24 protein-coding genes and 6 pseudogenes are annotated in these 25,168 nt (G+C 46.9%); 3 read left to right on the forward strand and 27 right to left on the reverse strand.

The window, feature by feature from the left end:
• Positions 1 to 44 precede the first annotated feature (44 nt).
• The 7 genes from DXE35_RS10640 to rpsP all read right to left on the reverse strand — a co-directional run bounded on the left by DXE35_RS10640 (position 45) and on the right by rpsP (position 2,768).
• Positions 45 to 218 (reverse strand): NUDIX domain-containing protein, encoded by a 174-nt coding sequence (locus DXE35_RS10640; RefSeq protein ID WP_331851956.1) that lies wholly within the window; start codon positions 216 to 218, stop codon positions 45 to 47.
• 24 nt (positions 219 to 242) lie between these two features.
• Entirely contained in the window at positions 243 to 386 is a 144-nt protein-coding gene (locus tag DXE35_RS10645; protein WP_231970069.1) for a hypothetical protein, read from the reverse strand.
• Positions 387 to 397: 11 nt separating this feature from the next.
• Entirely contained in the window at positions 398 to 523 is a 126-nt protein-coding gene (locus DXE35_RS11025) for a hypothetical protein (protein ID WP_269459877.1), read from the reverse strand.
• Between the two features lie 62 nt (positions 524 to 585).
• Entirely contained in the window at positions 586 to 981 is a 396-nt protein-coding gene (gene rplS / locus DXE35_RS06485; protein WP_114689947.1) for a 50S ribosomal protein L19, read from the reverse strand.
• 135 nt (positions 982 to 1,116) lie between these two features.
• Positions 1,117 to 1,863, reverse strand: coding sequence for a tRNA (guanosine(37)-N1)-methyltransferase TrmD (gene trmD / locus DXE35_RS06490; RefSeq protein ID WP_114689948.1), 747 nt, complete (start codon positions 1,861 to 1,863; stop codon positions 1,117 to 1,119).
• 12 nt (positions 1,864 to 1,875) lie between these two features.
• Positions 1,876 to 2,430: a ribosome maturation factor RimM gene (gene rimM / locus DXE35_RS06495; RefSeq protein WP_114689949.1), complete on the reverse strand. Its 555-nt coding sequence runs from the start codon at positions 2,428 to 2,430 to the stop codon at positions 1,876 to 1,878.
• Positions 2,431 to 2,522: 92 nt separating this feature from the next.
• Positions 2,523 to 2,768, reverse strand: coding sequence for a 30S ribosomal protein S16 (rpsP, locus tag DXE35_RS06500; RefSeq protein ID WP_011902362.1), 246 nt, complete (start codon positions 2,766 to 2,768; stop codon positions 2,523 to 2,525).
• 227 nt (positions 2,769 to 2,995) lie between these two features.
• Between rpsP and DXE35_RS06505 the strand changes: the two genes are divergently transcribed.
• Positions 2,996 to 3,520, forward strand: a complete 525-nt coding sequence (locus DXE35_RS06505; RefSeq protein ID WP_114689950.1) for an META domain-containing protein — start codon at positions 2,996 to 2,998, stop codon at positions 3,518 to 3,520.
• A 25-nt stretch (positions 3,521 to 3,545) separates the two neighbouring features.
• Complete coding sequence (locus DXE35_RS06510; protein ID WP_114689951.1) at positions 3,546 to 3,992, forward strand: hypothetical protein; 447 nt, start codon at positions 3,546 to 3,548, stop codon at positions 3,990 to 3,992.
• 68 nt (positions 3,993 to 4,060) lie between these two features.
• Here the strand turns inward: DXE35_RS06510 and DXE35_RS06515 are convergent.
• The 5 genes and pseudogenes from DXE35_RS06515 to DXE35_RS06535 all read right to left on the reverse strand — a co-directional run bounded on the left by DXE35_RS06515 (position 4,061) and on the right by DXE35_RS06535 (position 10,262).
• Positions 4,061 to 5,846, reverse strand: a pseudogene (locus DXE35_RS06515) (acyl-CoA dehydrogenase).
• A gap of 63 nt (positions 5,847 to 5,909) precedes the next feature.
• On the reverse strand, positions 5,910 to 6,845 hold the full coding sequence (locus tag DXE35_RS06520) for an electron transfer flavoprotein subunit alpha/FixB family protein (protein WP_114689952.1): 936 nt from the start codon (positions 6,843 to 6,845) through the stop codon (positions 5,910 to 5,912).
• On the reverse strand, positions 6,846 to 7,595 hold the full coding sequence (locus DXE35_RS06525; protein WP_114689953.1) for an electron transfer flavoprotein subunit beta/FixA family protein: 750 nt from the start codon (positions 7,593 to 7,595) through the stop codon (positions 6,846 to 6,848).
• 55 nt (positions 7,596 to 7,650) lie between these two features.
• A pseudogene (locus tag DXE35_RS06530) lies at positions 7,651 to 9,300 on the reverse strand (acyl-CoA synthetase).
• A gap of 42 nt (positions 9,301 to 9,342) precedes the next feature.
• A pseudogene (locus tag DXE35_RS06535) lies at positions 9,343 to 10,262 on the reverse strand (histone deacetylase family protein).
• A gap of 84 nt (positions 10,263 to 10,346) precedes the next feature.
• On the opposite strand from DXE35_RS06535, the gene DXE35_RS06540 reads away from it, so the two are divergent.
• A complete protein-coding gene (locus tag DXE35_RS06540) occupies positions 10,347 to 11,591 on the forward strand; it encodes a lytic murein transglycosylase (RefSeq protein WP_197714009.1) in 1,245 nt (414 codons plus the stop codon).
• A gap of 7 nt (positions 11,592 to 11,598) precedes the next feature.
• On the opposite strand, the pseudogene cysM reads toward DXE35_RS06540, so the two are convergent.
• The 15 genes and pseudogenes from cysM to rpsA form a co-directional block, all read right to left on the reverse strand.
• Positions 11,599 to 12,510, reverse strand: a pseudogene (cysM, locus tag DXE35_RS06545) (cysteine synthase CysM).
• 110 nt (positions 12,511 to 12,620) lie between these two features.
• The gene (locus DXE35_RS10650) at positions 12,621 to 12,962 is read right to left on the reverse strand and encodes a ComEA family DNA-binding protein (RefSeq protein WP_331851957.1); all 342 of its coding nucleotides are present in this window, start codon (positions 12,960 to 12,962) and stop codon (positions 12,621 to 12,623) included.
• Between the two features lie 152 nt (positions 12,963 to 13,114).
• Positions 13,115 to 13,693, reverse strand: coding sequence for an alpha/beta fold hydrolase (locus tag DXE35_RS06555; RefSeq protein WP_162784987.1), 579 nt, complete (start codon positions 13,691 to 13,693; stop codon positions 13,115 to 13,117).
• Positions 13,694 to 13,850: 157 nt separating this feature from the next.
• Complete coding sequence (locus DXE35_RS06560) at positions 13,851 to 14,552, reverse strand: hypothetical protein (RefSeq protein WP_162784988.1); 702 nt, start codon at positions 14,550 to 14,552, stop codon at positions 13,851 to 13,853.
• 86 nt (positions 14,553 to 14,638) lie between these two features.
• Positions 14,639 to 15,076 carry a hypothetical protein gene (locus DXE35_RS06565; protein ID WP_114689956.1) on the reverse strand — a complete coding sequence of 146 codons (438 nt, stop codon included), beginning with the start codon at positions 15,074 to 15,076 and terminating at the stop codon, positions 14,639 to 14,641.
• Between the two features lie 44 nt (positions 15,077 to 15,120).
• A pseudogene (locus DXE35_RS06570) lies at positions 15,121 to 16,149 on the reverse strand (CHAT domain-containing protein); the annotation flags it as partial.
• A gap of 15 nt (positions 16,150 to 16,164) precedes the next feature.
• Entirely contained in the window at positions 16,165 to 16,545 is a 381-nt protein-coding gene (locus DXE35_RS06575; protein WP_114689958.1) for a hypothetical protein, read from the reverse strand.
• 141 nt (positions 16,546 to 16,686) lie between these two features.
• Positions 16,687 to 17,436: a tetratricopeptide repeat protein gene (locus tag DXE35_RS06580; RefSeq protein WP_114689959.1), complete on the reverse strand. Its 750-nt coding sequence runs from the start codon at positions 17,434 to 17,436 to the stop codon at positions 16,687 to 16,689.
• A 163-nt stretch (positions 17,437 to 17,599) separates the two neighbouring features.
• Positions 17,600 to 18,217, reverse strand: coding sequence for a hypothetical protein (locus tag DXE35_RS06585; RefSeq protein ID WP_114689960.1), 618 nt, complete (start codon positions 18,215 to 18,217; stop codon positions 17,600 to 17,602).
• Between the two features lie 180 nt (positions 18,218 to 18,397).
• Positions 18,398 to 19,417, reverse strand: coding sequence for an ADP-glyceromanno-heptose 6-epimerase (rfaD, locus tag DXE35_RS06590; RefSeq protein ID WP_114689961.1), 1,020 nt, complete (start codon positions 19,415 to 19,417; stop codon positions 18,398 to 18,400).
• Positions 19,414 to 20,343 carry a D-glycero-beta-D-manno-heptose-7-phosphate kinase gene (rfaE1, locus tag DXE35_RS06595; RefSeq protein ID WP_114689962.1) on the reverse strand — a complete coding sequence of 310 codons (930 nt, stop codon included), beginning with the start codon at positions 20,341 to 20,343 and terminating at the stop codon, positions 19,414 to 19,416. The genes rfaD and rfaE1 overlap by 4 nt, the downstream gene beginning before the upstream one ends.
• A 52-nt stretch (positions 20,344 to 20,395) precedes the next feature.
• Positions 20,396 to 21,760, reverse strand: coding sequence for a UDP-glucose dehydrogenase family protein (locus DXE35_RS06600; RefSeq protein ID WP_114689963.1), 1,365 nt, complete (start codon positions 21,758 to 21,760; stop codon positions 20,396 to 20,398).
• Positions 21,757 to 22,989 carry a lipopolysaccharide assembly protein LapB gene (gene lapB / locus DXE35_RS06605; RefSeq protein ID WP_114689964.1) on the reverse strand — a complete coding sequence of 411 codons (1,233 nt, stop codon included), beginning with the start codon at positions 22,987 to 22,989 and terminating at the stop codon, positions 21,757 to 21,759. Before lapB ends, DXE35_RS06600 begins: the two co-directional genes overlap by 4 nt.
• Positions 22,990 to 23,060: 71 nt before the next feature.
• A pseudogene (locus tag DXE35_RS06610) lies at positions 23,061 to 23,399 on the reverse strand (integration host factor subunit beta); the annotation flags it as partial.
• Positions 23,400 to 23,451: 52 nt separating this feature from the next.
• A complete protein-coding gene (gene rpsA / locus DXE35_RS06615; protein ID WP_114689966.1) occupies positions 23,452 to 25,125 on the reverse strand; it encodes a 30S ribosomal protein S1 in 1,674 nt (557 codons plus the stop codon).
• Positions 25,126 to 25,168: the final 43 nt, after the last annotated feature.

Below are 25,168 nucleotides of genomic sequence, written 5' to 3' on the forward strand. Positions count from 1 at the left end.
CTGGACTAATCCTACTGCCGGAGTGACACTATAGCCAGAAACAGTTAAATACTGAGGTAAGTGACCAATAATCTCACCCGATCGGGATCGAGCCCAATTTCCTCCTGACTCTCACGTAAAGCAGGGTCATTAGGACTTTGATCTTTAGGATCCATCCGACCTCCGGTAAAACTAATCTGCCCAGCGTGATCACGTAAATGGTTCGTTCTTTGCGTTATTAATACCGATAAACCATCCTCTTTTCATAAAAGAGGAATGAGCACCGCTGTTTTAGTCACTTTTCCCGCAGCCTGTCGTTTGGCAATAATATCTGCCGCAATAACATGACGGTTCTCATCCGTAATTTCAGGTTGCCATTGTGGCAGCGCTTGGAGACGCGCTCTCAAACCCGCTGGCTCTAGGACTCTTTTGCTACCTTTTTTTCATCAGCGCATACCTGATGAATTGGAATTGCCTGCGCATCAAATCCGGGAGGTGCGGCAACATTGATTGCATCATCTTCAGGGCTTGGGGTCTTGGGCATGTTCATATTCTAAGGCAACAAAAAAGGCGACCGAGGCCGCCTGTTTTACTTCGATCCGATATTTATTCTGAGGCTGGAGCTGCTGCTGCAGTCTTACGTGCAGGCAATTTCTCTTTAATACGCGCAGACTTACCTGAACGATCGCGCAAGTAGTACAACTTCGCACGACGTACATCACCGCGACGCTTCACTTCAATACCAGCGATCAATGGTGAGTAAGTTTGAAACGTACGCTCTACGCCTTCGCCAGAAGAAATCTTGCGAACGATAAAGCTGGAATTGAGTCCGCGATTACGCTTAGCAATCACAACGCCTTCAAAGGCCTGGGCACGCTTACGTGTACCCTCAACTACGTTAACGCTAACAACTACAGTGTCGCCAGGAACAAAGCTTGGCAATACTTTATTAGCACTTAAGCGAATAATTTCTTCTTGCTCAATTTTTTCGATCAAATTCATTTTTAATCCTTAAACATCATATTAACGTTTAATCCCGAAACCGAAGTCAACGGACCTAATAGAGGATGCAGTTAAAACAATTTCACTAAACCAAAAACCAAACCACCCATTCACTTCCGCAACTACTAAAAGTATTTACAGCGAGCAAAGAAATTGTTCATCTTCTCGGGTTAGCAACCCTTTGGCTCTGGCCGATTCAATTAAGTCCGGTCTTAACCTGAACGTCAGCTCTAAAGACTTCTGCCGACGCCAATCCACTATTTTAGCGTGATGTCCGCCTAAAAGCACGTCTGGAACAGATAAATTTTCATATATTTCTGGACGGGTGTAGTGGGGATAGTCCAAAAGACCATTCATAAAGCTATCCTGAGTGGCTGATTCGCCATCTCCAAGAGCCCCTGGAATCAGCCTAATGACTGCATCCATCATCGCCATTGCAGGAATTTCACCACCAGAAAGCACAAAATCTCCAATAGAAAGCTGTAAATCCACGTTTCGCTCAACAAAACGCTGGTCGACAGCCTCATATCGACCACAAACAAAGCTTAAATTACCGTAATTGAGGATATCTGTCGCTATCTTCTGGGAAAATCGCTCTCCCTGTGGGGCTAGCAAGCAAATTGGCCCGCTTTCGATGCCTGCAGCTTGATGAGCTGACCGAATTCCGACAACCGTGTCCTCCAAGGGTTTGGCCATCATCACCATGCCAGGACCACCGCCATAGGCACGATCATCCACCGTTTTACGATGATCCGAACAAAAGTCTCGGGGATTCCAAAGATGCACGCTTGCCAAGGATTGCTCGCATGCTCGACCAGTAATGCCCCACTGCGTTACAGCGGAGAATATTTCTGGAAACAAGGTCACAACATCAAAGCGCATATCAGTCTCGATTTATTGCCAGTCGATGGTGATTGTTTTATTGGGCAGGTCGACGTTTTGCACCACTTCTTTTACAAAGGGCACTAAATATTGAATTGTCTTTGTTTGCGCATCACCAATCGCAATCACGCCATGTGCGCCATTTTCAGTAACGTCAATCACATCACCTAAGATTTCATCTTGCAGATTGATTGCTTTGCATCCAATGAGATCTACCCAGTAATAAGAATCCGCATCCGCCTTTGGAAAGGCATCGCGCGCAACCAGAATACGAGCTCCCTTTAATGCAAGCGCTTGATCGCGATCGGTAATGCCGTCCAATGCGAGCACCACATTTCCACTATGCATCTTGGCGCTCTTGACTTTGTATTGCGTCAATGAAGCTTGTTCTGTAGACACAGCAACGCCAGAATCCCTACGCGGAATAAGAGATAACCAAACCAATTTAGAAGAAAGAAGTGCTACAGGTTCTGAAGAGTGAGGTCTTACCTTCACTTGACCCTGCAAACCTTGCGCCTCAGAGATGGCGCCAAGTTCAATTAAATCATTTAAGGAAGGCGTACTCATTTGCAAGACACCTTATTTTCCCAAAATAGCACTACAAGACATTCTGCCACTAAAAACTCCACCGCAACGATGAAGTTTGTAGCAAAAGAATATTAAACAGCTGGATTGTTTTTAATCAAACGCACTACCGTTGGGGAGATTTGCGCACCAACACCAGTCCAGTAAGTCAAACGATCTTGAGCAATACGCATTGCTTGTTCAGTAGCCGCTGCTTGTGGATTGAAATACCCAATACGCTCGATAAAGTTCGAGTCACGACGGTTGCGCTTATCAGTAGCAACGATGCTGTAAAAAGGGCGCTTCTTAGAACCGCCGCGTGCCAGTCGAATGACGACCATACTTATTCCTTAAAATCTAAAATGAAAACAGGTTAATTACAACCCAATGAAATTTCTACAAAAAAACTTTGGGCTCCAGTTCACCAAATACACAGATACGGTGGAGCGGAAAATCTCATATTTTACACGAAAACCCCTACTTTTTCCACCTATTTACGCAGACAAGACAGTAAAATAGAATGCGGGCAAAGATAAACAATATATTAAAAACAATAACTTAGACAAATATGATCGCTAAATCCAGTCATTCGAACTACATTAGAAGCCATATAAATAAGCTCTTTCCGCTAATTGCTTGTCTTGGCCTGGGGCTTTTAGGGGGCTGCGCTAACGTGATACCCCCTTGTGGAGCCAAAATCAGCCCTCCAAGCAGCGAACTCAAAAACACTAAATGGGAACTCACTCGCTGGAATCTACCCCCCAACAGCAATGGAGAGGTGCGTACCCGCCAGATTCCCCAGGGTGATGCCAGCAACCCCATTCAAATTATTTTTGACGCCAATGGTCAGCGTGTCAGCGGCTCTACAGGATGCAATCGTTTTACCGCCACACTCGATGAAGACGCTCGCGGCTTCTCTCTCAAACAAATCGCGAGCACTAAGATGGCTTGTAGCCCGCAACGCATGGAACTGGAGAATGACTTTCTCTATGAACTCAATGACTATCGCAGCATTGTGCGCAATGGCGATCAATTGCTCATGATTGGCACTGATCGCGAAGTACTCCGCTTTACACAAAAACAAAATAAATAAGCATCAAAAATTTACAGAAACATTCATGAAAAAATCCAAACTTCTTTTTTGCGCACTCGGACTACTCTTACCTGGAAGTGGCCTCCACTGCTTTTACCTGCAAGGACTAAAATCTTTTTGGGCATGGGTTCAGTTATTTTCTTTAATTGGTGGCGCAGCGGGCTGGGTGATCCTAAAAGACGCTCATTTTCATTCGGCTCCAGGATGGGTGCTTATTACCTTTGGCTTCATCGCCATTGAAGCGAGCTGGTTAACTACGATTGCATATGGCTTACGTCTAGATGAAAAGTGGGATGCGCAATTTAATCCCGGCATTGAGGAGCATCGTCGCAGCCGCTCGGGTTGGCTAGAAATATTGACCGTCATCTTCTCCCTGGTCTTTGGCGCAGGTGTGATGATGACTTTTTTAGCCGTATCTTTTGAGCAATTTTTTATTTCTCAAATCCACGAAGCAAAAAAGCTATCCCAATAATTGCAGATAGCTTTGTTTTTGCGCGAACCGCTCTCTTAGTGGCGGTTTTTTATTTTCTTTTAGATTGTTTAGAACTGCTCTACTTCTAAGGCATTAGTAGAGTGACCGCTTTCTACAATGGATGTAGCCAAGGCTTGTGCTTGCGGCATTAAATTCTCCGCGAAGAAACGCGCCGTAGCAATCTTTGCGTTATAGAAACGAGGGTCGCCATCACGCAAACGTTCCGCAGCCAAAAGCGCTCTAGCCATTTGCCAGCCACCCAATACCAAGCCCGACAAACGGAGGTAAGCAAAGCTACCAGCGTAAACCGACTTCGTGTCGGTCTTTGCATTTGCAACAATGTAGGCAGCTGCCTGATCAAATGCCGCGCGAGCTAAAGTAAGCTGCTTCAACACGGCTTGAGCATCAGCCGAACCACTTGCCGCCAAATCTTTTTCTGTAGCGGCAATTTTCTGAGACCACTCTTTCGCAATAGCGCCACCATCGCGCACTGTTTTTCTACCCACCAAGTCGTTTGTCTGAATCGCGGTAGTACCTTCGTAAATTGTCAGGATACGAGCATCGCGATAGTGTTGTGCGGCGCCAGTTTCCTCAATAAAGCCCATGCCACCATGGACTTGAACACCTAGGCTAGCAACTTCAATAGACATCTCTGTAGAGAAGCATTGGACAATCGACACTAAAAATTCATAAATAGCCTGGTTGGCTTTGCGTACAGCCTCATCTGGAGCTGCATGCTGCGCATCATAAGCAGATGCGGCATAGAAGCCAATGCGCGTGATGACTCGGTATAGGCGCGCATTGTCATGAGCATGCGCTTCACATCTGGCTGATGAATAATTGCCACAGGCCTAGGAGAACCAGCTAAGTCACGACTTTGGACGCGATCTTTAGCGTATTGCACTGCTTTTTGATATGCGCGCTCAGCCACCGCTACACCCTGCATGCCAACCGCAAAGCGCGCGGCATTCATCATCACAAACACGTATTCAAGGCCACGGTTTTCTTCGCCAACTAAGTATCCAATCGCGCCACCGTGATCACCAAACTGCAACACCGCTGTTGGACTCGCTTTAATACCAAGCTTATGCTCAATCGAAACGCAATGCACATCATTACGCTCACCTAATGAACCATCAGCATTGACCAAGAACTTCGGCACCACAAATAAAGAAATCCCCTTCACGCCTTCAGGCGCATCAGGCGTTCTTGCTAACGCCAAATGGCCAATATTTTTGGCCATATCGTGCTCACCGTAAGTGATGAAGATTTTGATGCCAAAAATTTTATAAGTGCCATCGCCTTCCGGAACCGCGCGAGAACGCACCATTGACAGGGCTGAGCCGGCCTGTGGCTCGGTGAGGTTCATCGTTCCAGTCCACTCACCAGCAAGCATCTTCGGAACGTATTGCTCCTGCAGCTCTGGGCTCGCGGCCGTCAACAAGGCTTCAATAGCGCCATCAGTGAGCAATGGGCAGAGTGCAAAAGAAAGATTGGCGGCATTGACCATCTCTAAACAAGCAGTTGAGATGAGTTTTGGCAAACCTTGTCCACCAAACTCCGCCGGATGAATCGCGCCTTGCCAGCCTGCAGCAGCGTATTGCTCAAACGCGTTCTTAAACCCTGGGTAGTAGTCACTACACCATCCTTCAATGAGCTAGGGTTTTGATCTCCCGCCCAATTGAGAGGCGCCACTACATCCTGATTGAATTTCGCGGACTCTTCCAAAATAGCTGGCGCCAAATCTACGTCCGCTCCTGCGTCAGGATAAGACGGATAAGCAACGACATCCGATAGCCCAGCTAGTTCATTCATGACAAACAACATATCTTTCACTGGCGCTACGTATGGCATTACAACTCCTTGTAATTCAAATTCAATAATTCAAATAAATATTCTGGCGATACAAAATACCGCTTAACCCAGGGCTTTTGTCAGCTCTGGCACAGCGGTATTCAGATCGGCTACCAAGCCATAATCGGCAACGCCAAAAATTGGCGCTTCCGGATCCTTATTGATGGCAACGATCACCTTAGCATCTTTCATGCCCGCCAAATGCTGAATAGCGCCAGAGATACCAACGGCGATATAAAGTTGCGGAGCCACAATCTTGCCAGTCTGACCTACTTGATAGTCGTTTGGAACATAGCCTGCATCAACTGCTGCGCGAGAAGCCCCCAACGCCGCACCAAGTTTGTCGGCCAATGGGGTAATGATTTCTTGATACTTCTCACCAGATCCCACTCCCCGACCACCAGAGACAATGATCTTGGCCGCAGTCAGTTCTGGACGATCAGACTTGGTGAGTTCACGACCCACAAAGGATGATTGCGCCTTGCTATCAGCAGCGGCAGCTTGCTCAACAGCAGCTGAACCGCCAGTGGCAGCTGCAGGATCAAAGCCAGTGGTGCGCACAGTAATCACTTTAATTGGATCGGCTGATTGCACGGTAGCAATCGCATTGCCCGCATAAATTGGACGCTCAAAAGTATCAGCCGAGACTACCTTAGTAATATCGGATAGCTGGGCAACATCTAACTTAGCTGCGACGCGTGGCAATACATTCTTACCGTTAGCAGTTGCTGGGGCCAAGACGTGACTATAGTTGCTTGCAATCGCGAGGATTTGCGCAGCCAAAGGTTCGGCCAATTGATCAGCCAGATTTGCCGCATCAACCTGAATCACTTTACGAACGCCAGGAATTTGAGCGGCCGCAGATGCAGCGGCATCAGACTGATTGCCAGCTACTAAAACGTCAACTTCTGGTGAGCACTGCAAAGCAGCTGCTACCGCATTTAAAGTTGCAGCTTTTAAGGATTGATTATCGTGTTCGGCAAGAACTAGCGCCGCCATTTAGATCACCTTCGCTTCATGTTTAAGTTTTTCTACCAGAGCTGCTACATCAGCAACCATCACCCCTGCGGAGCGCTTAGGCGGCTCTTCTACTTTAAGTATTTTGAGGCGTGGGGCAATATCCACACCCAACTTTTCAAGCTTCACGATATCAATTGCCTTTTGCTTGGCCTTCATGATATTCGGCAAAGTCACGTAGCGTGGCTCATTCAAACGCAAGTCAGTCGTAATAACTGCAGGCAATGAAAGCGCAATTGTTTCTAGGCCACCATCGACTTCACGAGTCACGGTAGCTTTACCATCAGCAACAACCACTTTAGACGCAAAAGTTGCCTGAGGGATATCTAACAAACTAGCCAGCATCTGACCTGTTTGATTGCTATCGTCATCAATCGCTTGTTTACCTAAAATAATGATCTGCACCTGTTCTTTTTCAGAGAGTGCCTTGAGAATCTTCGCTACAGCTAAAGGCTGCAAGTCGGCATCTGTTTCAACCAGGATGGCACGGTCTGCACCAATAGCCAAGGCAGTACGGAGAGTTTCTTGACACTGGATTGCACCAGCACTCACGACAACCACTTCAGTGGCAACGCCAGCCTCTTTTAAGCGCACCGCCTCTTCAACAGCAATCTCGTCAAAAGGATTCATACTCATTTTGACGTTAGCCAAATCCACACCGGAGTTATCCGACTTCACTCGAATTTTGACGTTGTAATCGACAACGCGTTTTACAACTACTAAGATTTTCATTGGGAATTCTCAATAATAGTTAACGATTTATTTTATCCGCCCCGCAGACTAAGTTCTAGACATCAATAGCGGTGGCAGAGCCAGCCTGCTTGCGCAACTCAAACTTCTGAAGCTTGCCAGTGGAGGTCTTCGGCAACTCGCAGAACACAATCGCTCTAGGAACCTTAACGCCAGCCAAATGCTGCTTGCAATGGGCAATAATTTCCTCGGGAGTGACCTCTGAACCAGGCTTGATTGCCAGGAAGGCGCAAGGGGTTCCCCCCCCACTTCGGATCTGGCCTAGCAACCACTGCGGCGGCATTGACTGCCGGGTGACGGTAGAGGACATCCTCCACCTCAACATAGGAAATATTTCCCCCGCCAGAAATAATGATGTCTTTACTACGGTCTTTCATTTTGACGTAGCCATCTGGATTCATGACAGCCAAGTCACCAGAATGGAACCAACCCCCTTCAAATGCTTCTTTGGTTGCCTTCTCGTTTTTTAAATAACCCTTCATGGCGATATTGCCCTTGAACATAATTTCGCCCATGGTTTCACCATCCGCCGGAACCGGTTTCATCGTTTCTGGATCCAGAACTGCGATTGCTTGTTGCATGTGATAACGCACACCTTGACGCGCATTTAAACGAGCGCGTTCGCCGATATCTAAATCATTCTACTCGTCTTGCTTAACGCACACAGATGCCGGTCCATATACCTCGGTCAATCCATACACCTGAGTTAAGTCAAAACCTAACTTTTCCATGCCTTCAATAATCGACGCAGGAGGTGCTGCGCCAGCAATTAAACCTTGAACACCGGTTGGTACACCGGCCTTTAATTCATCTGGCGCGTTGACCAAGAGGTTATGAACAATAGGGGCAGCGCAATAGTGACGCCATGGTCTTTAATGGCTGCAAAAATATGTTGTGCATCCACGCGACGCAACCACACGTTCACACCGGCGCGCGCAGCAATCGTCCACGGGAAACACCAACCATTGCAATGAAACATCGGAAGGGTTCAAAGGTATACAGGGTGTTTATTGATATCCCAATCCAAGACATTCGATACCGCGTTGATTGCGGCGCCACGGTGGTGATACACAACCCCCTTAGGATTACCAGTAGTGCCTGAGGTGTAATTCAAGTAAATCGCCTGCCATTCATCGGCAGGCACTTGCCACGCAAATTGAGGGTCACCTGCAGAGAGTAATTTTTCATCAGTGAGAGTGCCTAACTTTTCACCGGGCACATCAAACTCTTTTTCTTCAACGTCAATCACCAAGAAGGCACGACCGGATTCTTTTTGAGCAATCTCCAGCGCTTTTTTCATCACAGCCGAAAACTCTGGATCCACAATCACCCCTTTTGCTGCACCATGATTGAGCATGAATGCGATTAACTCAGCATCTAAACGGGTGTCAAGGGCATTCAATACCGCGCCCGCCATAGGAATACCAAAGTGCGCCTCTACCATTGGAGAGGTGTTTGGCAACATAACCGCTACCGTATCACCTAAGCCAATCCCGTGTTTTTGCAAGGCACTTGCCAAACGACGGCAACGCTCATAAGTTTGCTTCCAGGTCTGACGCAACTTCCCATGAATGATCGCCGTTTTATTCGGATAAATTTCCGCCGAGCGCTCTAAAAAAAGTAATGGGGTGATTGGGGTGTAGTTGGCTGGATTGCGATCCAAACCCTGTTCATAAATATTTGCCATTTTCAGCTTTCGATTTCGTTTTACTAATTTACATTCACTATATTAAATATCGGCCAAGGCCTTAATGTGAGCCACCACACTGCGACCTAAGGCGGAAAGGTTATAACCACCTTCTAAGCAGCTCACGATTCGACCTTGCGCGTAGTCATTAGCGATTTCTTTTAAGCGCTTAGTTATCCAGACATAGTCATCCTCAACCAGGCCCATTTGACCCAGACCGTCTTCGCGGTGCGCATCAAAGCCCGCTGAAATAATAACAAGCTCTGGCTCAAAAGTACGCAACGCTGGCAACCATCTCTCTTCCACAATCGAACGTACTACATCACCGCGTGTCGCCGCAGGCAGAGGCACGTTTACCATATTATTGACGTGATCAAGGCCGCTATAGGGGTAAACAGGATGTTGGAAGAAGCTGCACATTAAAACATTGGGGTCATTGAAAAAAGCGGCCTCCGTTCCATTGCCATGATGGACATCAAAATCAATAATAGCTACGCGCTCGATGCCACGCATTTCCATCGCATAACGGGCTGCAATAGCTACGTTGTCGAACAAACAAAATCCCATAGAGCGAGTTGGCTCTGCGTGATGTCCTGGCGGCCTTACCGCGCAAAAGACATTTTCAACCCCAGCCTTCATTACAGCATCTACACTCGCAATGGCCGCACCTGCTGCTCGTAATTAAGCTCTATAGGTATGGGGTTCATGATGGTGTCACCATCCAGCATGAAATAACCGCTCTCAGGGGCGCGATCTCGCACGAATGACACGTGGTCTGGACTATGCACTAACTCCAGTTGATCCTCAGTTGCCAAGGGGGCGTTCAAATGATGTAAAAATCGGTCAACGCCGCTGCGGATCAACTGATCATTGATCGCCTGAATTCGTTCTGGACATTCTGGATGATGGCTACCCATCTCATGTTTCAACAAGTCCGGATGAGTTATGTATCCTGTTGTCATTACTCAAAAATCCTCAATAGCAAATTTGTAATTTTTATAATCTAATAAAACGTGCTCAACTTTCGAAAATCCAACCCCTGCCAGATGAACTTTCGCATCTCCTGCTTACTCTTTGCTCTTTTGTTAGCGGGTTGCTCTAGCAACCCCACACAGCCAACCCAATCGCAACAGTCCATCGTAAACCAGACGGATGATGCGGTCACCGAGGCGCGTTTTAGCCAAAACCTCAACGCACTACTAGGGGCAGTCTCCCAAACCCAAGAAATCCCCCTCCCAACCCTAGAAATCGGCTTTCTAGATGCTAAAACGATTCCATCTATTCGCAAATTGGTATTACCCCCATCGGGGACGTTTAAGAAGAACTGGATGGCTTATCGTAAGCGCTTTATTGAACCCGTTCGCCTAAAGGCTGGTAGGGCATTTTGGGAGCAAAACCAGGCCTTTTTGAGCCAAGTGGAGCAAGACTCGGGGGTGCCTGCCGAAATTATTGTGGCCATTATTGGTATTGAGACCATCTATGGACGCCAAACAGGCAACTTTAGAGTGAAGGACGCACTCTCCACCCTTGCCTTTAGCTATCCAGAAACCCCCAATAAATCAGCACGGAAACAACTCTTTAAAGATCAACTCAAAGAACTGATTCTGATGTGCTGGACAGAGGCTGGCGGCAAGCTGCCTGCGAAAAACAGTAGTCAAGGCGTGAATAGCGCCCGATTTAGCGCATGCTTAAACCAAAACAGCTCTTACGCTGGCGCCATCGGACTGCCGCAATTCATGCCCAGCAGCATACGGAGCTTTGCGATCGACGGAGATGATGACGGGCAAATTGATCTCAAACAAAGCCCTAAAGATGCTATTGCCAGCGTTGCCAATTTCATGAAAAAACATGGTTGGCAAACTGGGATGCCGATTTCCTTTCCGGTTCATGTCAGTGGCATCAATGCTGCAAAAGCACTGGCTGATGGTGAACCTCAAGTGAAATTTACTGTTCAAGAGCTCATTGATCAAGGCATCTTGACCAAGCAACAAGGCAATCTACAGAGTGGTGGTGTAGAGCCTCAGAGCAAAGCATTTATTATTGACCTTCCCTATCCCGATAAGGATGGTCACGACCAGGTGCAATATGTTGTTGGCTTACATAATTTCTTGACGATTGTGCAATACAACCGCAGTTATTTTTACGCGCAAAGTGTGGCTGAATTTGCGGAAGCCTTGGGATACAAAAACCAGAGCGTGGTACCAGTAGAAAGCGTTAGCAAATCGACTGCGCATATCAAAAATACGGGCACTCCATCCAAGCCAAAAAATCAAGCTCAAAGAAGAAAGTGAAGTCTACCTAAGCCGGAAACACGCCAGTGGATAAGTAACGATCGCCACGGTCGCAGACAATAAAGATGATGGTGGCATTTTCCACTTGACGCGCAATGCGCAAAGCAACAACTAAAGCGCCTCCGGCCGATATCCCGCAAAAAATACCTTCCTCAACCGCTAAGCGGCGCGTCCTCTCTTCCGCATCTGCTTGAGATACATATTCAATTCGGTCTACCTTATCGCCTTGATAAATTTTGGGTAGATACTCTGGCTCCTACTTTCGAATGCCTGGGATTTGTGAGCCCTCTTCAGGCTGCGCGCCAATAATCTGAATGGCGGGATTCATCGACTTCAGGTAAGTTGATACCCCAGTAATGGTGCCAGTCGTACCCATAGCAGAAACAAAATTGGTAATCTGTCCATCCGTGTCGCGCCAAATTTCCGGGCCAGTGGTTTCAATGTGCGCCCTGGGATTGTCGGGGTTGGCAAATTGATCAAGCAATCGACCACGACCTTCGCTTTGTAATTGCAATGCGTAATCTCTTGCGAATTCCATGCCGGCCGAGGCTGCGGTCAACATCAATTCAGCGCCATAAGCCGCCATACTCTGACGACGTTCAATGCTTTGATTTTCTGGCATAACCACAATCATTTTATAACCCAACATGGCTGCAGTCATTGCCAGAGCGATGCCCGTGTTACCACTAGTAGCCTCGATTAAGGTATCGCCAGGTTTAATTTCACCGCGCTCTTGCGCGCGTGAAATCATCGACAGCGCAGGTCGGTCCTTCAGCGACCCGGCTGGATTATTTCCATCTAACTTACCCAAAATTACATTATTACGATTCTCATTTTCCAAGCCAGGAATGCGCTGCAAACACACCAAGGGCGTGTTGCCAACAGTTTGTGAAATAGTGAAGTAAGAAGGTTTGCTCATAAGGCCATTTTAGCCATAAGCCGCCTTACACGTGAAAGGGTTTAATTTCGGCGACCCGCTCCCGAACGCTCCGGCTGATTGCGAGGATTAGCTTGATTACGAGAACCGCGTCAACCAGAGGCGCCACCCTCCTTCTTGGTGCGACCGTTAGGCTCTCGAAAAGAACTTGGTGCCTCAATGGTGAAACCGTGATCCACCATTTTTTCCACTGACTTCATACCAATACCACGCACGCGTTTTTGCAGATCATTGGCATCCTGAAAATGTCCGCCATCCAACCGTTCAGCAATAATCGTTTTTGCTTTTGCAGGGCCAATTCCTTGGATGCTCTCCACTTCAGTTTGAGTGGCAGTATTTACATTAACAGGTGAAGCCAGTGCAAAGCCTGCGCTAAGAAGAGACAGGGCTCCAACAATAATTCCTGATCTAAAGTTTTTTAATAATTTATCTATATTGAATCATTGAGTCATTTTTTCTCCCGTAATAAATAAAAAATCCACGGACACAAGGTGTGCGTGGATCGTTTACAACGACTTGGAGAATGAAATGTTGACTCAATTTTTATGCAGACATACCAATCAGTATGTACTGATAAAGCACTAATCTAATGACTCAAAATAAATTGGGCTGCACGCTTAACTAACTCCGACTCGGTCTGATTAAACCCATGGTCAGCAAAGGAGTCGCAAACATTACCTTCACTAACACCGCCCTCGATGAGCTCTAATTGAGAAACTTGATTTTTAGACATCCCGGAAATGATGCGTTGAGATGCCGATACCGGCGTTCCCAGACATGCATCCTGCGCATGATAAATCGCCTCTATAGGCAAATCTACGTCGTCACTTAACGTAGCGGTTTTCACGGTGCGCGCAATAATCATGCCCGCCACCAATCTTGACTGCTCATTCAGTTGATTTGCGAAATAAGTAGCGGTAGAAGTGCCCATGCTGCGTCCAAAAATCCAAATAGGTAGCTTTGTGTTATTTTTGTAATAACGGACTACTTCGACAACCCTTTCTAGGTGATCCGACCGACCATGTAGATCGCCTCGTTTTAACTCGCCTAAATCGTATGGAGTGTCGACTAAAACCGCATCAATTTGATATTGCGACCAGAGATTAGCTGATCGAACAAATGTATGTCGATTTTGAGTTGACCCATCTTCCTTTAGCCGTAACATTCCTCCCCCTCCAGGGAATAGCAGCACCAATGCCTTTGGATTGGACGATGGAATAAGTAAGGTTCTTGTGGGTACATCTTGTTGATGGGGAATGTCCAATACCTGCGACTGCGCGGCGGTAATCGTAAGAAGACAAAGGCAGATCGCCCATATAGCCTTAACTACCAATGATGTCATTAAGACCGGTGTAAATGGATACGGCAGTGGTACCCAACGCGACAACAGTGCCACCATACTCGTGCAGAGTTTTTAGCAAACCATGAACATTCTTTACAGAAGCGCCACCATCCTTAAAATTAAGCGAAGCCACCGTCATCATTGAGCTCGGCAAACCGGCCTTACGCGCTCTTTTTTTTGCAGCGTATGCAACGCCACCAAGCAACATACCCGTTAAGAAACTAAACGCAATGCTGGCGGAATATTCCAAAACCTCTTTCCACTCAAATAAATTCTGTGGCCATATAGGTGAGCGGTCAACCAAGCTGGTAATCCAACTCATGCCAATAACTGAGGCGATAGCTAGAAAAATCACCCCAATAAACCAAGGTAATAATTTATGTGGGTGCTTTTTAAATAAAGCATAAGCAAACGGCAGGGGCAACACCATTGAAATAATACGCAAGTAAAGCATCTTAGTGTCATAGACCACCGCAATCAGCCAGTGTGCCAGCAACAATAACAACAGCGGCACCAATAGATATAGGGCAATATCCACAACCCAACTCATGATCGATCTATTTTCTAGTCTTTGATTTTGGGCATCTACCATATGCTCAAGCTCTGCAATTCTCAACTCATAAAGTTCTGAACTTGGAATCGCCGCTAATTCTTCCTCCAAATCCGCAACCTTGGCCATCATAGGTTTAAATAAGTAGAGATCACGGCTACAGGTTTTGCAGACGTAAACCTCTTCAGAAACCTCCGATAGGCAATATGGGCAATTCATTATTTATTTACCACCAAATTTAATACTGAATTCGTTTCACGACCCTCAGAATCTTTAACAGTTACACGTATTGTGTGAGTGCCAGGCGGGACATCCGCTTTTGCAAAATCAATACCATTGGCTGAAATTGCACCTTTTAAACGAGGGGTGAGATCCACGAATGGAGACTTCATATAAACCACCTTCACCGAGCTTGGATCGATCTTCGCATCACCACGCGGCTCAAAATTGACTTTAAAATCAAATGGTGAAACTGCTGGAGTGTCTGCCTCTGAAGACGCTAATTTAATCGCCAGCCCTCGAGAAATTCCACGCGTCGCCAAAGTCCCGGCTGCAGGCGGCAATGCTGCCTCTTTAGCGCTGATCAACGGAGCGGAGATAGCCAATTGAGAGGCAGTGAATACGCGCGAGGCAAACAATACTTTGGCGAGTTTCATAAAAGCGTTCAATCATTAATATTACTTAACAGGTAGATCTTAAATCAATCGCCAACCACAACAAATGGCGCCCGGAATAACGGGTGGGCATAGGCGTACTTCATATTGCCACCCTCTTTCATGCCGCCTTGATCAATTTGATTGAGCATGGCCTTCCTGAGAAGTTCAGCCTTACTAATACCCTGAGCCTTTTGTTGATTCTTAAATAAATCGGTCATCATTGTTCTAGAAGCCACCGAGTCTACCGGCCAATTGGACACCAAGAGCGCCTTGGCTCCAGCAAAAAAGAAAGCCTGCCCCAAACCAGAAAACGCTTCAGAACCGGCACCTTCACCAGCAGCGGTATTACATGCTGATAAAACTACCCAGTCAGCATCTAGCTTCAAGGCAATCACTTTGTCCATAGTCAGCAAGCCATCATCCTTGTCGCCAGCGACATCCGGGGAAGATAAGGCAAGAGCTGGTTGAGTCAAACCATTTAATTCCCCCGGCACTAAGCCGTGAGTTGCGCACATCACAACCTTACGATTAGACAGGTCCGTTGACATCACTTGCTTCACGGAAGCCTGTTGATGCAAAAAGATATCGCCATCACCAGCGCCAATTGCTTTACCAATTTCTTCCAGCTCAGTACTGGTATCTGGTAGGCGGGGTAAGAGCGCTAATTCCGCAGAGCTAACACCAGATGTTTTGGGAGCGCTACGCAAATGAAGCGGAATACCACGAGTCGCTAATTGCGTGGCTTTAGCTTGTTTTTGCGCTGACTTTTCTTGCTCACTACTCAAGTAGGGGTCGCCAAAGCCAATAAAGTTTTTACGATTAGGGTTGCCAGCAGGTAATGCCCGCAAGGCTGTCAAAGCTGTAACAGAGGGTACTTGAGCTACCGCAATATCTCTCGTTAGCCAAGGAACAGTCTTATACCCACGAAATGGAGTAGCCCCGCCTTTTGCTGGTTGTGCAGTTGGCTTTGTAACCAGCAAAGATAATGGCAGCTGCCCAAGCTCAGCATGAGGTATCGTCAACATTGCTTTCTTGCCAGTAAACGCGCTTTGCACTGGTGCTAGTACTTGTTGATATAGTGGGTTTGCTCAAGCTACATCAAATGGCGGAATTTCATCAATCGTGGCAACTCCCGAATCCAATGATTTGCGTAACTGAGCTACTTCTTTGGCTACTTGTGTGCGACCAACGGCAAGCTGAGCAAACTGAGCTGACCTATCTTTGGTAATCGCCCAAACATATGCTACGTTATCGCCAAAATACCAAGAGACTAATACTTCATCAGGCTTAAGCGCTTTTTGAGTACGCTCGATTGAGGCGGGTTTAGGCTCCAACAATTCAGCATAATCAGGGAACTTGCGCTCAATCTCTTTCTTCAGATCTTCACGCTGCGATTTGAAGCCGGTAATATCTGCCCGTATTTTTTCTTGAACAGCTGGAAGCTGTTGATTAGGAGGAGCAGAAAGCAAGCCTGTTAATAAATCCGATAGGGTATTAATACGCTGCTGTAAATCTTGCTAGCGACGCGCCAATGATGCCAATTGTGGATCGGAGATATTGGCTCGAGCAGCGCTAGATGTTAACGCGCGCTGCACACCACTACCTCGAGCTCAGTCAACAATCTGAAATGCCTCAGCAGCCGCAAGACCAGAGGAATCCGCTTTAGCTTGCTGGGCTAACGCAGCAAGATAACTCTCCAGAATAAATGTCATTCTTTGGGTTTGACGAATGCTCTCGGTTGCGTTTTCAGCATCGTTGCGTGACTGATCAAGAAGAACTGGCACTGAAGTTTTAAATTCAGCCAAGGCTTGAGCGGACTGTCCGGATACTTGAAGAGCGGCAGCATTAAATGCCGTCAACATCGCTAATCTTGTAGAGCCCTTTTCCATTCTCACGCCATCTTTCGCCAGCATGGAAGCAGTCATCGTTGCAGCTTTAGAAGCATTTCCAGTTTTAATAAGCGCTAGCGCCCAGTCTAAATCTTGTGAGGGATAACGAGCGGCAATTTCAGGGTCGTCTTTACCCCCTTCAACCATTTCAGAAAAGACTTTTTCCGCTTGAGCATATTTGCCGTCAGCAACCAAAGCAGAAGCCAATGTCTTGCGTGCACCTGCAATTAAAATAGAGCCAGGATAGTTTGTAGACTGCTGAGCCACCTTAAGAGCTGCATTACCCAACAGGACAGCCTCTGCATTTCTACCTTGCTCTGCCACTACCAGAGTTAAAGTTAATAGCACCTGTGCAGTTCTACCCGAATTAGGGCCAAATTGCGTAATCGCCAGCATAATTGCCTCACGAGACCAGAACTCCGCATCAACGAATCGTCTTTGCCCTAGAAAAGCGCGGGCCATGTCATTCATGAAATAGACACGCTGGGTATAAAAATTCCTAACAGCTGTACTCGAGTCCTAGACTACCCTCACCTCATTGTCCAAAGCATCTTTTCCGCGATCCTTAATGCCATCTAGGACCTGCTGATTTAAATACAGAGCCATTCTAAGACTGCGCTCAGCCTGGAGAAATTTACCGTCCGCCAAAAAATAGCGCGCGAGTTGCCTCAACCCCTAGTTCCCAATTAATCCGATGCAAATAATTAGCATTACGCGCAACACTAACCAGATTGCTATATTCATTCTCAAGTGTATTTAGACCTGTTTTCGCGCAATCAAAATCACCAAGGACTAGGCAATACCGAACAATCTGCCGACCAAATGAAAGCTTCCACCCTCTAATACTCTGCGGAACCATGGTCAGGCCTTGCTCACTAATCTTTTTAGCCTCAAGGGCATTACCTCTAAGGGCTTCTTGCTGAGAATACTGAAACAACTCATCAATTCGAAGTGCTACATTAGAACTTGGAAACTCAATTACAGTCTTCTTAAGACTCTCAAGTGCGCCCTTGCTATTCGCCAGAACCTCTTCAGCTGCAGCTCTTCGATAATAGTAGTGATTGAGAACCTCTTTATCATTCGCGCTTGGCACTGGCAAGGCTAGAATTTTTGTGGCTTTTTCAATAAGAGTTTTATCAGTCCGCGCCTGACTAAGAACTAGCAATATATCCCTTACATCTCTTGGGGGAGCCTTCACACTTTCAACATCAACCTCATCTTTACCAGGAAGGGCAAATGAGGGGTTAGACACCAATAAAATTGTGCAGCACAACAATCACGATGGACATAGTGAGTGCTTGAACATAAAAATCCCCTAGTTTTTATAATCAACACAGTAGATCAAAAACCAATGGTTCGCGGAAGGAGGGCCTAGTATTCCCACCTAGTTAAATAGAAAAATCGGCATCCAGAATGGATGCCGATTAATAAACTAGAGGGGATTTGCTAAAAACCCCGAATTCGCCTCTAGCCATTCAAGATAGCGACCCACACCCTGCTCCACATTTAGGAAAGGCTCAGAATAACCAGCTGCACGCAACTTCGTCAGATCAGCTTGCGTAAAACACTGGTATTTCCATTTGAGTGCGTCCGGAAACGGAATGTACTCGATGGCTTTTTCTTTTACTAATTCTTCTAAGCTCGCTGGTGCTGCGTTATCCAATTTACGCATAGCATTCGCTACCGTATGTGCTACATCATTAAAGGGTTGGGCGCGTCCACTACCTAAGTTAAATATGCCGCTGATCTCTGGGTGATCCAAGAAGAAGAGATTTACTTTGACCACATCTTCAACAGACACAAAATCACGACTTTGTTCGCCAGGGCCATAGCCACCATATGCACCAAAGAGCTTTACATGACCATTCGCCTTGTACTGGTGATATTGATGAAATGCCACTGATGCCATACGACCTTTGTGAGACTCCCGAGGACCGTACACATTGAAATAACGGAATCCAACCACTTGCGCTGCATTGGCTTTTTCAGCAAAGCGCTTACGAATCACTTGGTCAAATAAGAACTTAGAGTAGCCGTAAATATTCAACGGCTTCTCGTGCTCACGACTCTCCACAAACACATCGGAACCACCATAGGTTGCCGCGGAAGAAGCATATAGCAACTGCACTTTTTGGGCGGTGCAAATATCCAATAGATCCATGGTGTAGCGATAATTATTCGCCATCATGAAAATACCATCGGTCTCCATGGTGTCGGAACATGCACCTTCATGAAAAACCGCTCTTACCTTACCAAAGCGACCACTTTTAAAGACCTCTAAAAACTCATCTTTATCGAGATAGTCAATGATGTCCAGATCGGCAAGATTGCGATATTTATCAGCTGGGCGAAGGTCATCGACTGCAATGATATTTTTCTCGCCGCGCGCATTGAGCGCTTGAACAATGTTTGCGCCGATAAACCCAGCGGCGCCGGTTACGATAATAGTCACTGTAATTCCTCTGAAATAACGGTTGCAGTACCCAGCTTACCAACCACAATGCCACCAGCACGGTTTGCCAAGGCCATTGCCTTTTCTAATGGCCACTTCGCAGCTAAAGCCACTGCCAAAGTCGCAATTACGGTGTCTCCCGCACCAGACACATCAAATACTTCACGCGCCTGCGCCTTGACATGGCTCACGCCTGCATCGGTATACAAACTCATGCCCTCTTCAGAGCGCGTTAATAGCAAGGCTTGTAGGTTGAGTGATTTTCTGAGGTCTTGGGCTCTCTTGGTGAGGTCTTCTTCACTAGTCGACTGACCAACGACTTGACGTAGCTCACTCCGATTTGGCGTTAAGACGGTAGCCCCACGATATTTCTCGTAATCCTCACCTTTAGGATCGACCAAGATCATCTTGTTTTGCGCTCTTGCTTGCTCAATCATATGAGCTACCTGACCCAATGCACCCTTGCCATAATCCGACAGAATCACCACGTCAACATCACCAACCAATTTTTCAAAACGCTCTAATTTATGCGCAAGCGCTTTTGCACTAGGAGTCTCTTCAAAATCCAAGCGGATCAATTGTTGGTGGCGAGCAATCACACGCAACTTCACAATCGTTGGAACATCAGCATCAATCTCTAACTGGCTATCAACACCACCCGCTTTTAATAGCTCGACTACTCGCTTACCAGGTTCGTCATTACCAACAATGCCCAGGATAGTCGCCTTAGCATCGAGCGCAGCAACGTTGCGCGCCACGTTCGCAGCACCGCCCAGACGCTCATCAATCTTGCCTACCTGAACCACAGGTACAGGCGCCTCTGGAGAAATCCGATTGGTGTCGCCCAACCAATAGCGATCTAGCATCACATCACCCACAACTAGTAGGTGAGCTTTGGAGAATTGGTCTCGATTTGCTTTTTCCATTTGGCTATTTTTATTTTCTATTTATTTCGCTTTGCACCACTTCAATGCTAGTTTAATTATGTCGCCCAATACCATGGTACTCAATACCTAATTCTTGCATAGAAGCTGGCTCATAGAGGTTGCGACCATCAAAAATGATGGCACGCTTGAGTTTTTGCATCACTTGCTCAAAGTCTGGACTTCTAAATGCTTTCCATTCGGTAACGATGATTAGAGCGTCCGCATCATCTAAGGCGATCATCGGGTTATCGACCATGGACACTTGCTTACGACCCTCTGGATTGCCCTTAAAGTCCAACTCTAAGGCATGTCCTGCTTCAGGCATAGATACTGGGTCATGAGCTACTATCGTCGCGCCACGTTTAACGAGCTCTTGAATAATCACTCGACTAGGGGCTTCGCGCATATCGTCGGTATTGGGTTTAAAGGCTAAGCCCCAGAGCGCGAACTTCATGCCCTTCAAGTCTTTACCAAAACGCTTTTCGATCTTTGCGACCAAGATGTACTTTTGTAACTCATTGACCGCCTCTACAGCGTCCAAAATCTTCAGATCTCGGCCATGCTCTTTAGCGGTCTTGGATAAGGCTGATACATCCTTAGGAAAGCAAGAGCCCCCATAGCCTGTACCGGAGTACAAAAAGCCATAACCAATACGAGAGTCTGAACCGATCCCTTGGCGCACCGCTTCAATATCAGCGCCTACTAAGTCTGCTAAGTTAGCTAACTCGTTCATAAAGGAGATGCGGGTGGCCAACATGGCATTGGCTGCGTATTTAGTGAGTTCCGCGCTTTTGATATCCATGTAGTACGTACGTTCATGGTGACGATTAAAGGGGGCGTAGAGCTTGCGCATTTGCTCTTTAGCGCGAAGACCTGCTGGCGTACTGTCCGTACCAATCACAATACGATCAGGGCGCATAAAGTCTTCTACGGCGGCACCTTCTTTAAGGAACTCGGGGTTAGAGACAACAGAGCACAGCTCAGGAGAGAGGTTTCTCTTTTCTAACTCTTCGGTAATGGCAGCTTGTACTTTATCGGCGGTACCGACTGGCACAGTCGATTTGTCGACAATCACTTTAGACGTAGTCATATGGCGCCCGATCTTGCGCGCCGCTGCCACGACATACTGAAGATCGGCAGAACCATCTTCATCTGGCGGGGTTCCTACCGCGATGAACTGAATATCGCCATGAGCTACTGAAGCGGCGATATCGGTAGAGAACTGCAAACGTCCAGCAGCGCGATTGCGCTCAATCATTTCTTGAAGGCCGGGCTCGTAAATTGGGACTCCGCCAGCATTAAGGATCTCAATCTTTTTAGGATCAACGTCTACGCAAAAGACATGATTGCCTTGCTCCGCTAGGCATGCGCCTGTAACGAGACCTACGTAACCGCTACCGATGATGGTGACTTTCAATTGATCTCCAGTTTTCTTTGCATTGAAGGGCCGCTTGGCGCGGCGCCCTCACTGCGTCTTGGTGAATAAGCTTCCCAATGATTGCAGCCTGGACATTGCCAATAAAACCTTCGCGCTCTAAAGCCGCAATTTCCACAAGTGTAACGAGCCAAACTCGTTGTCCTTTGGCGCAATAAATTCAAAATGGATTGCAACTCCAGCAGTCTTTCTGGATTAGCGATACCATCCTCTAAGGCAAGACGGGTTTCTGCCATCTTCGACAAAGCAATTAAGGTCGGGGAATGCTGTATTATATCAGAGAGCATGACATTTGCCGCTTGAGGCCCTCTAATTTTCATTAGATGTTTATGCACAATATCTAGTAACTCACCACTGGCCTGAGTTTTAAGCAACTCACAGAGGCGATCCAAACCTTCATTCTCTTTATTGATTGCTGCATGCGCCAACATCCAGCGATCCGCCAATAAGTGCATGTATGCAGGATGGGCACTAGCAATCAGACTCCAAGCCTCAATTGCTTGAGTGGGTCTATCCATGGCCATTAAATAATCACCCTGCAAGATTAGAGCGCGAGCATGATTCGGTACAGCCTGGAGTGCATACTGTATGGATTGCTCAGCACCAACCAAGTCTTTTCGACGCAATGCCTCCTGCCCAAGCTCACAGTGAAATTGCGCAATTTCGGTATGGTGTGATTTGCCCTGCAAACTCTCGAGCTCATGCGCGGCGATGATCGCCTTTTTCCAATCATGCTCAATCTGATACATCTCCAGCAAACTTTCTTTTGCTGGCTCAGCATATTTGCCACTACCCACACGATTGAGTGATGCCTCCGCCCTATCCAACAAGCCGGCACGCAAAAAATCGCGGCCTAATTCATAGGCGGCATGATCACGATCACGCGGCTTTAAATCATCACGATTGGCTAAGTGTTGATGCACTCGAATGACGCGCTCGGTCTCACCACGACGACGGAATAAATTACCTAATAAAAAATGTAGCTCAATCGTTTCCGGATCTAGTTGCGCGATTTTGACCAGCGTTTCAATGGCCTGATCAGGCTGCTCGTTAAGCAAAAAACTTAAGCCCTTAAAAGTAGAGCGCTGCTGACGCATGCGCTCACGCTCGTCCATCCGACTCTCTAGACGCAAATCCCAGCGTGCGGCGAACCAACCAATGCCAAACATCACTGGCAATAGCAATAACCAGGCGGTAGCTATCTGAATCATGATGTACAGAATTTAAATAATAAAAAAAAATGGTCCGCATGGACCGCTGAGGTTTAGCCTGAATCTTAGGCACCAGAACCCTCTTTGAGGCCCGCCTGCTTCAACGGCTTGTAATCTACTCGCTCGCGCAACTCTTTGCCAGGCTTAAAGTGCGGAACGCGTTTTTCTGGAATCAATACTTTCTCACCAGACTTCGGATTGCGACCGGTACGCGCAGGACGATGGTGAAGCACAAAACTTCCCACACCGCGCAATTCAATACGCTTACCCTCAGCCAAAGCATGAGTCATTGTATCCAGCAAAGTTTTTACCGCCAATTCCACGTCCCTAGGTAAAAGCTGCGGAAATTGTTCCGAAAGACTCTCCACTAGTTCGGAGCGGGTAATTGCTTGTTGCTCTTGATCTGTCATGATCTATCAATAAAAAATCGCCGCTCCCCCAATGAAAAGCGGCGATATTGATTTAGCCTTGATTATCCAATTTTGCTTTTAACAAAGCGCCCAAATTGGTTGTGCCAGACTGCGCATCACCTTGGAGCTTGCTCATTGCATCTTGTTGATCAGAGCTGTCTTTTGCTTTGATTGAAAGATTGATTACACGTGACTTACGATCAATATTGATGATCATTGCAGTTACGCTATCGCCTTCTTTCAATACATTACGTGCATCTTCAACGCGATCGGTTGAGATCTCAGAAGCGCGCAAGTAAGCTTCAACTTCATCAGCCAAGTGAATTGTTGCGCCCTTAGCATCAACAGCCTTCACAGTACCAGTTACAAGGCTACCCTTGTCGCTGACAGATGTGTAGTTATTGAATGGGTCGCCAGACAATTGCTTGATGCCGAGAGAGATACGCTCTTTCTCAACGTCAATTGCCAATACAGTGGCTTCAACTTCATCACCTTTTTTGTATTTCTTAACAGCTTCTTCGCCTGGCTCATGCCATGAGAGGTCTGAGAGGTGAACTAAACCGTCGATACCGCCAGGCAAGCCAATAAACACGCCGAAGTCAGTAATAGACTTGATTGCGCCAGTGAGCTTATCGCCTTTTTGCTGCGCACGTGAGAACTCTTCCCATGGATTTGCTTTGCACTGCTTGATGCCCAAGCTAATACGACGCTTGTCTTCATCAATATCGAGAACCATGACTTCAACTTCGGTTCCTAATGCAGTAGCTTTGCTTGGAGCAACGTTCTTGTTAGTCCAGTCCAGTTCAGAAACGTGTACCAAACCTTCGATACCAGATTCGATTTCAACGAACGCCCCGTAGTCAGTCAGATTAGTTACCTTACCGAATAAGCGGGTGTTTCGTGGATAACGACGAGCGATGCCAACCCATGGATCATCGCCAAGTTGTTTCACGCCGAGTGAAACACGGTTCTTCTCTTGATCGAACTTCAAAATCTTAGCGGTAACTTCTTGACCAACAGTCAACATCTCGCTTGGGTGACGCACACGACGCCATGCCAAGTCGGTGATGTGCAAGAGGCCATCGATACCACCGAGGTCAACGAATGCGCCGTAATCAGTGATGTTCTTAACGAGGCCAGTAACCACTGCACCTTCTTTAAGGTTAGACATCAACTTAGCACGCTCTTCACCTTGGCTAGCTTCAACAACCGCACGACGTGACAACACTACGTTGTTACGCTTACGGTCAAGCTTGATAACCTTGAACTCCATCGTCTTACCTTCGTAAGGGCTGGTGTCTTTGATTGGACGTGTATCAACGAGTGATCCAGGCAAGAATGCGCGGATACCGTTAACCATTACAGTCAAGCCGCCCTTAACCTTACCAGTAATAGTACCGGTAACGATCTCAGCTTTCTCAAGCGCTTTCTCCAAGTTCATCCATGATGCCAAGCGTTTCGCTTGATCACGGGAAAGGATGGTGTCGCCGTAGCCGTTCTCAAGAGCGTCAATAGCAACAGCAACAAAATCGCCAGGAGTTACTTCAATCTCGCCAGCGTCGTTATGGAATTCTTCAACAGGAATAAACGCTTCAGACTTTAAGCCAGCGTTAACAACGACGAAGTTATGGTCGATGCGAAGAACTTCAGCCGAAATAACTTGGCCGGTCTTCATATTCGATCGGGTTAATGATTCTTCAAATAGTTCTGCAAATGATTCAGACATGTGTATTCACTTTGTGCCGCCAGAAGGCCTGACGGGTTAGGTT

Source organism: Polynucleobacter necessarius (genome assembly GCF_900095215.1).
Lineage (GTDB): Bacteria > Pseudomonadota > Gammaproteobacteria > Burkholderiales > Burkholderiaceae > Polynucleobacter > Polynucleobacter necessarius_H.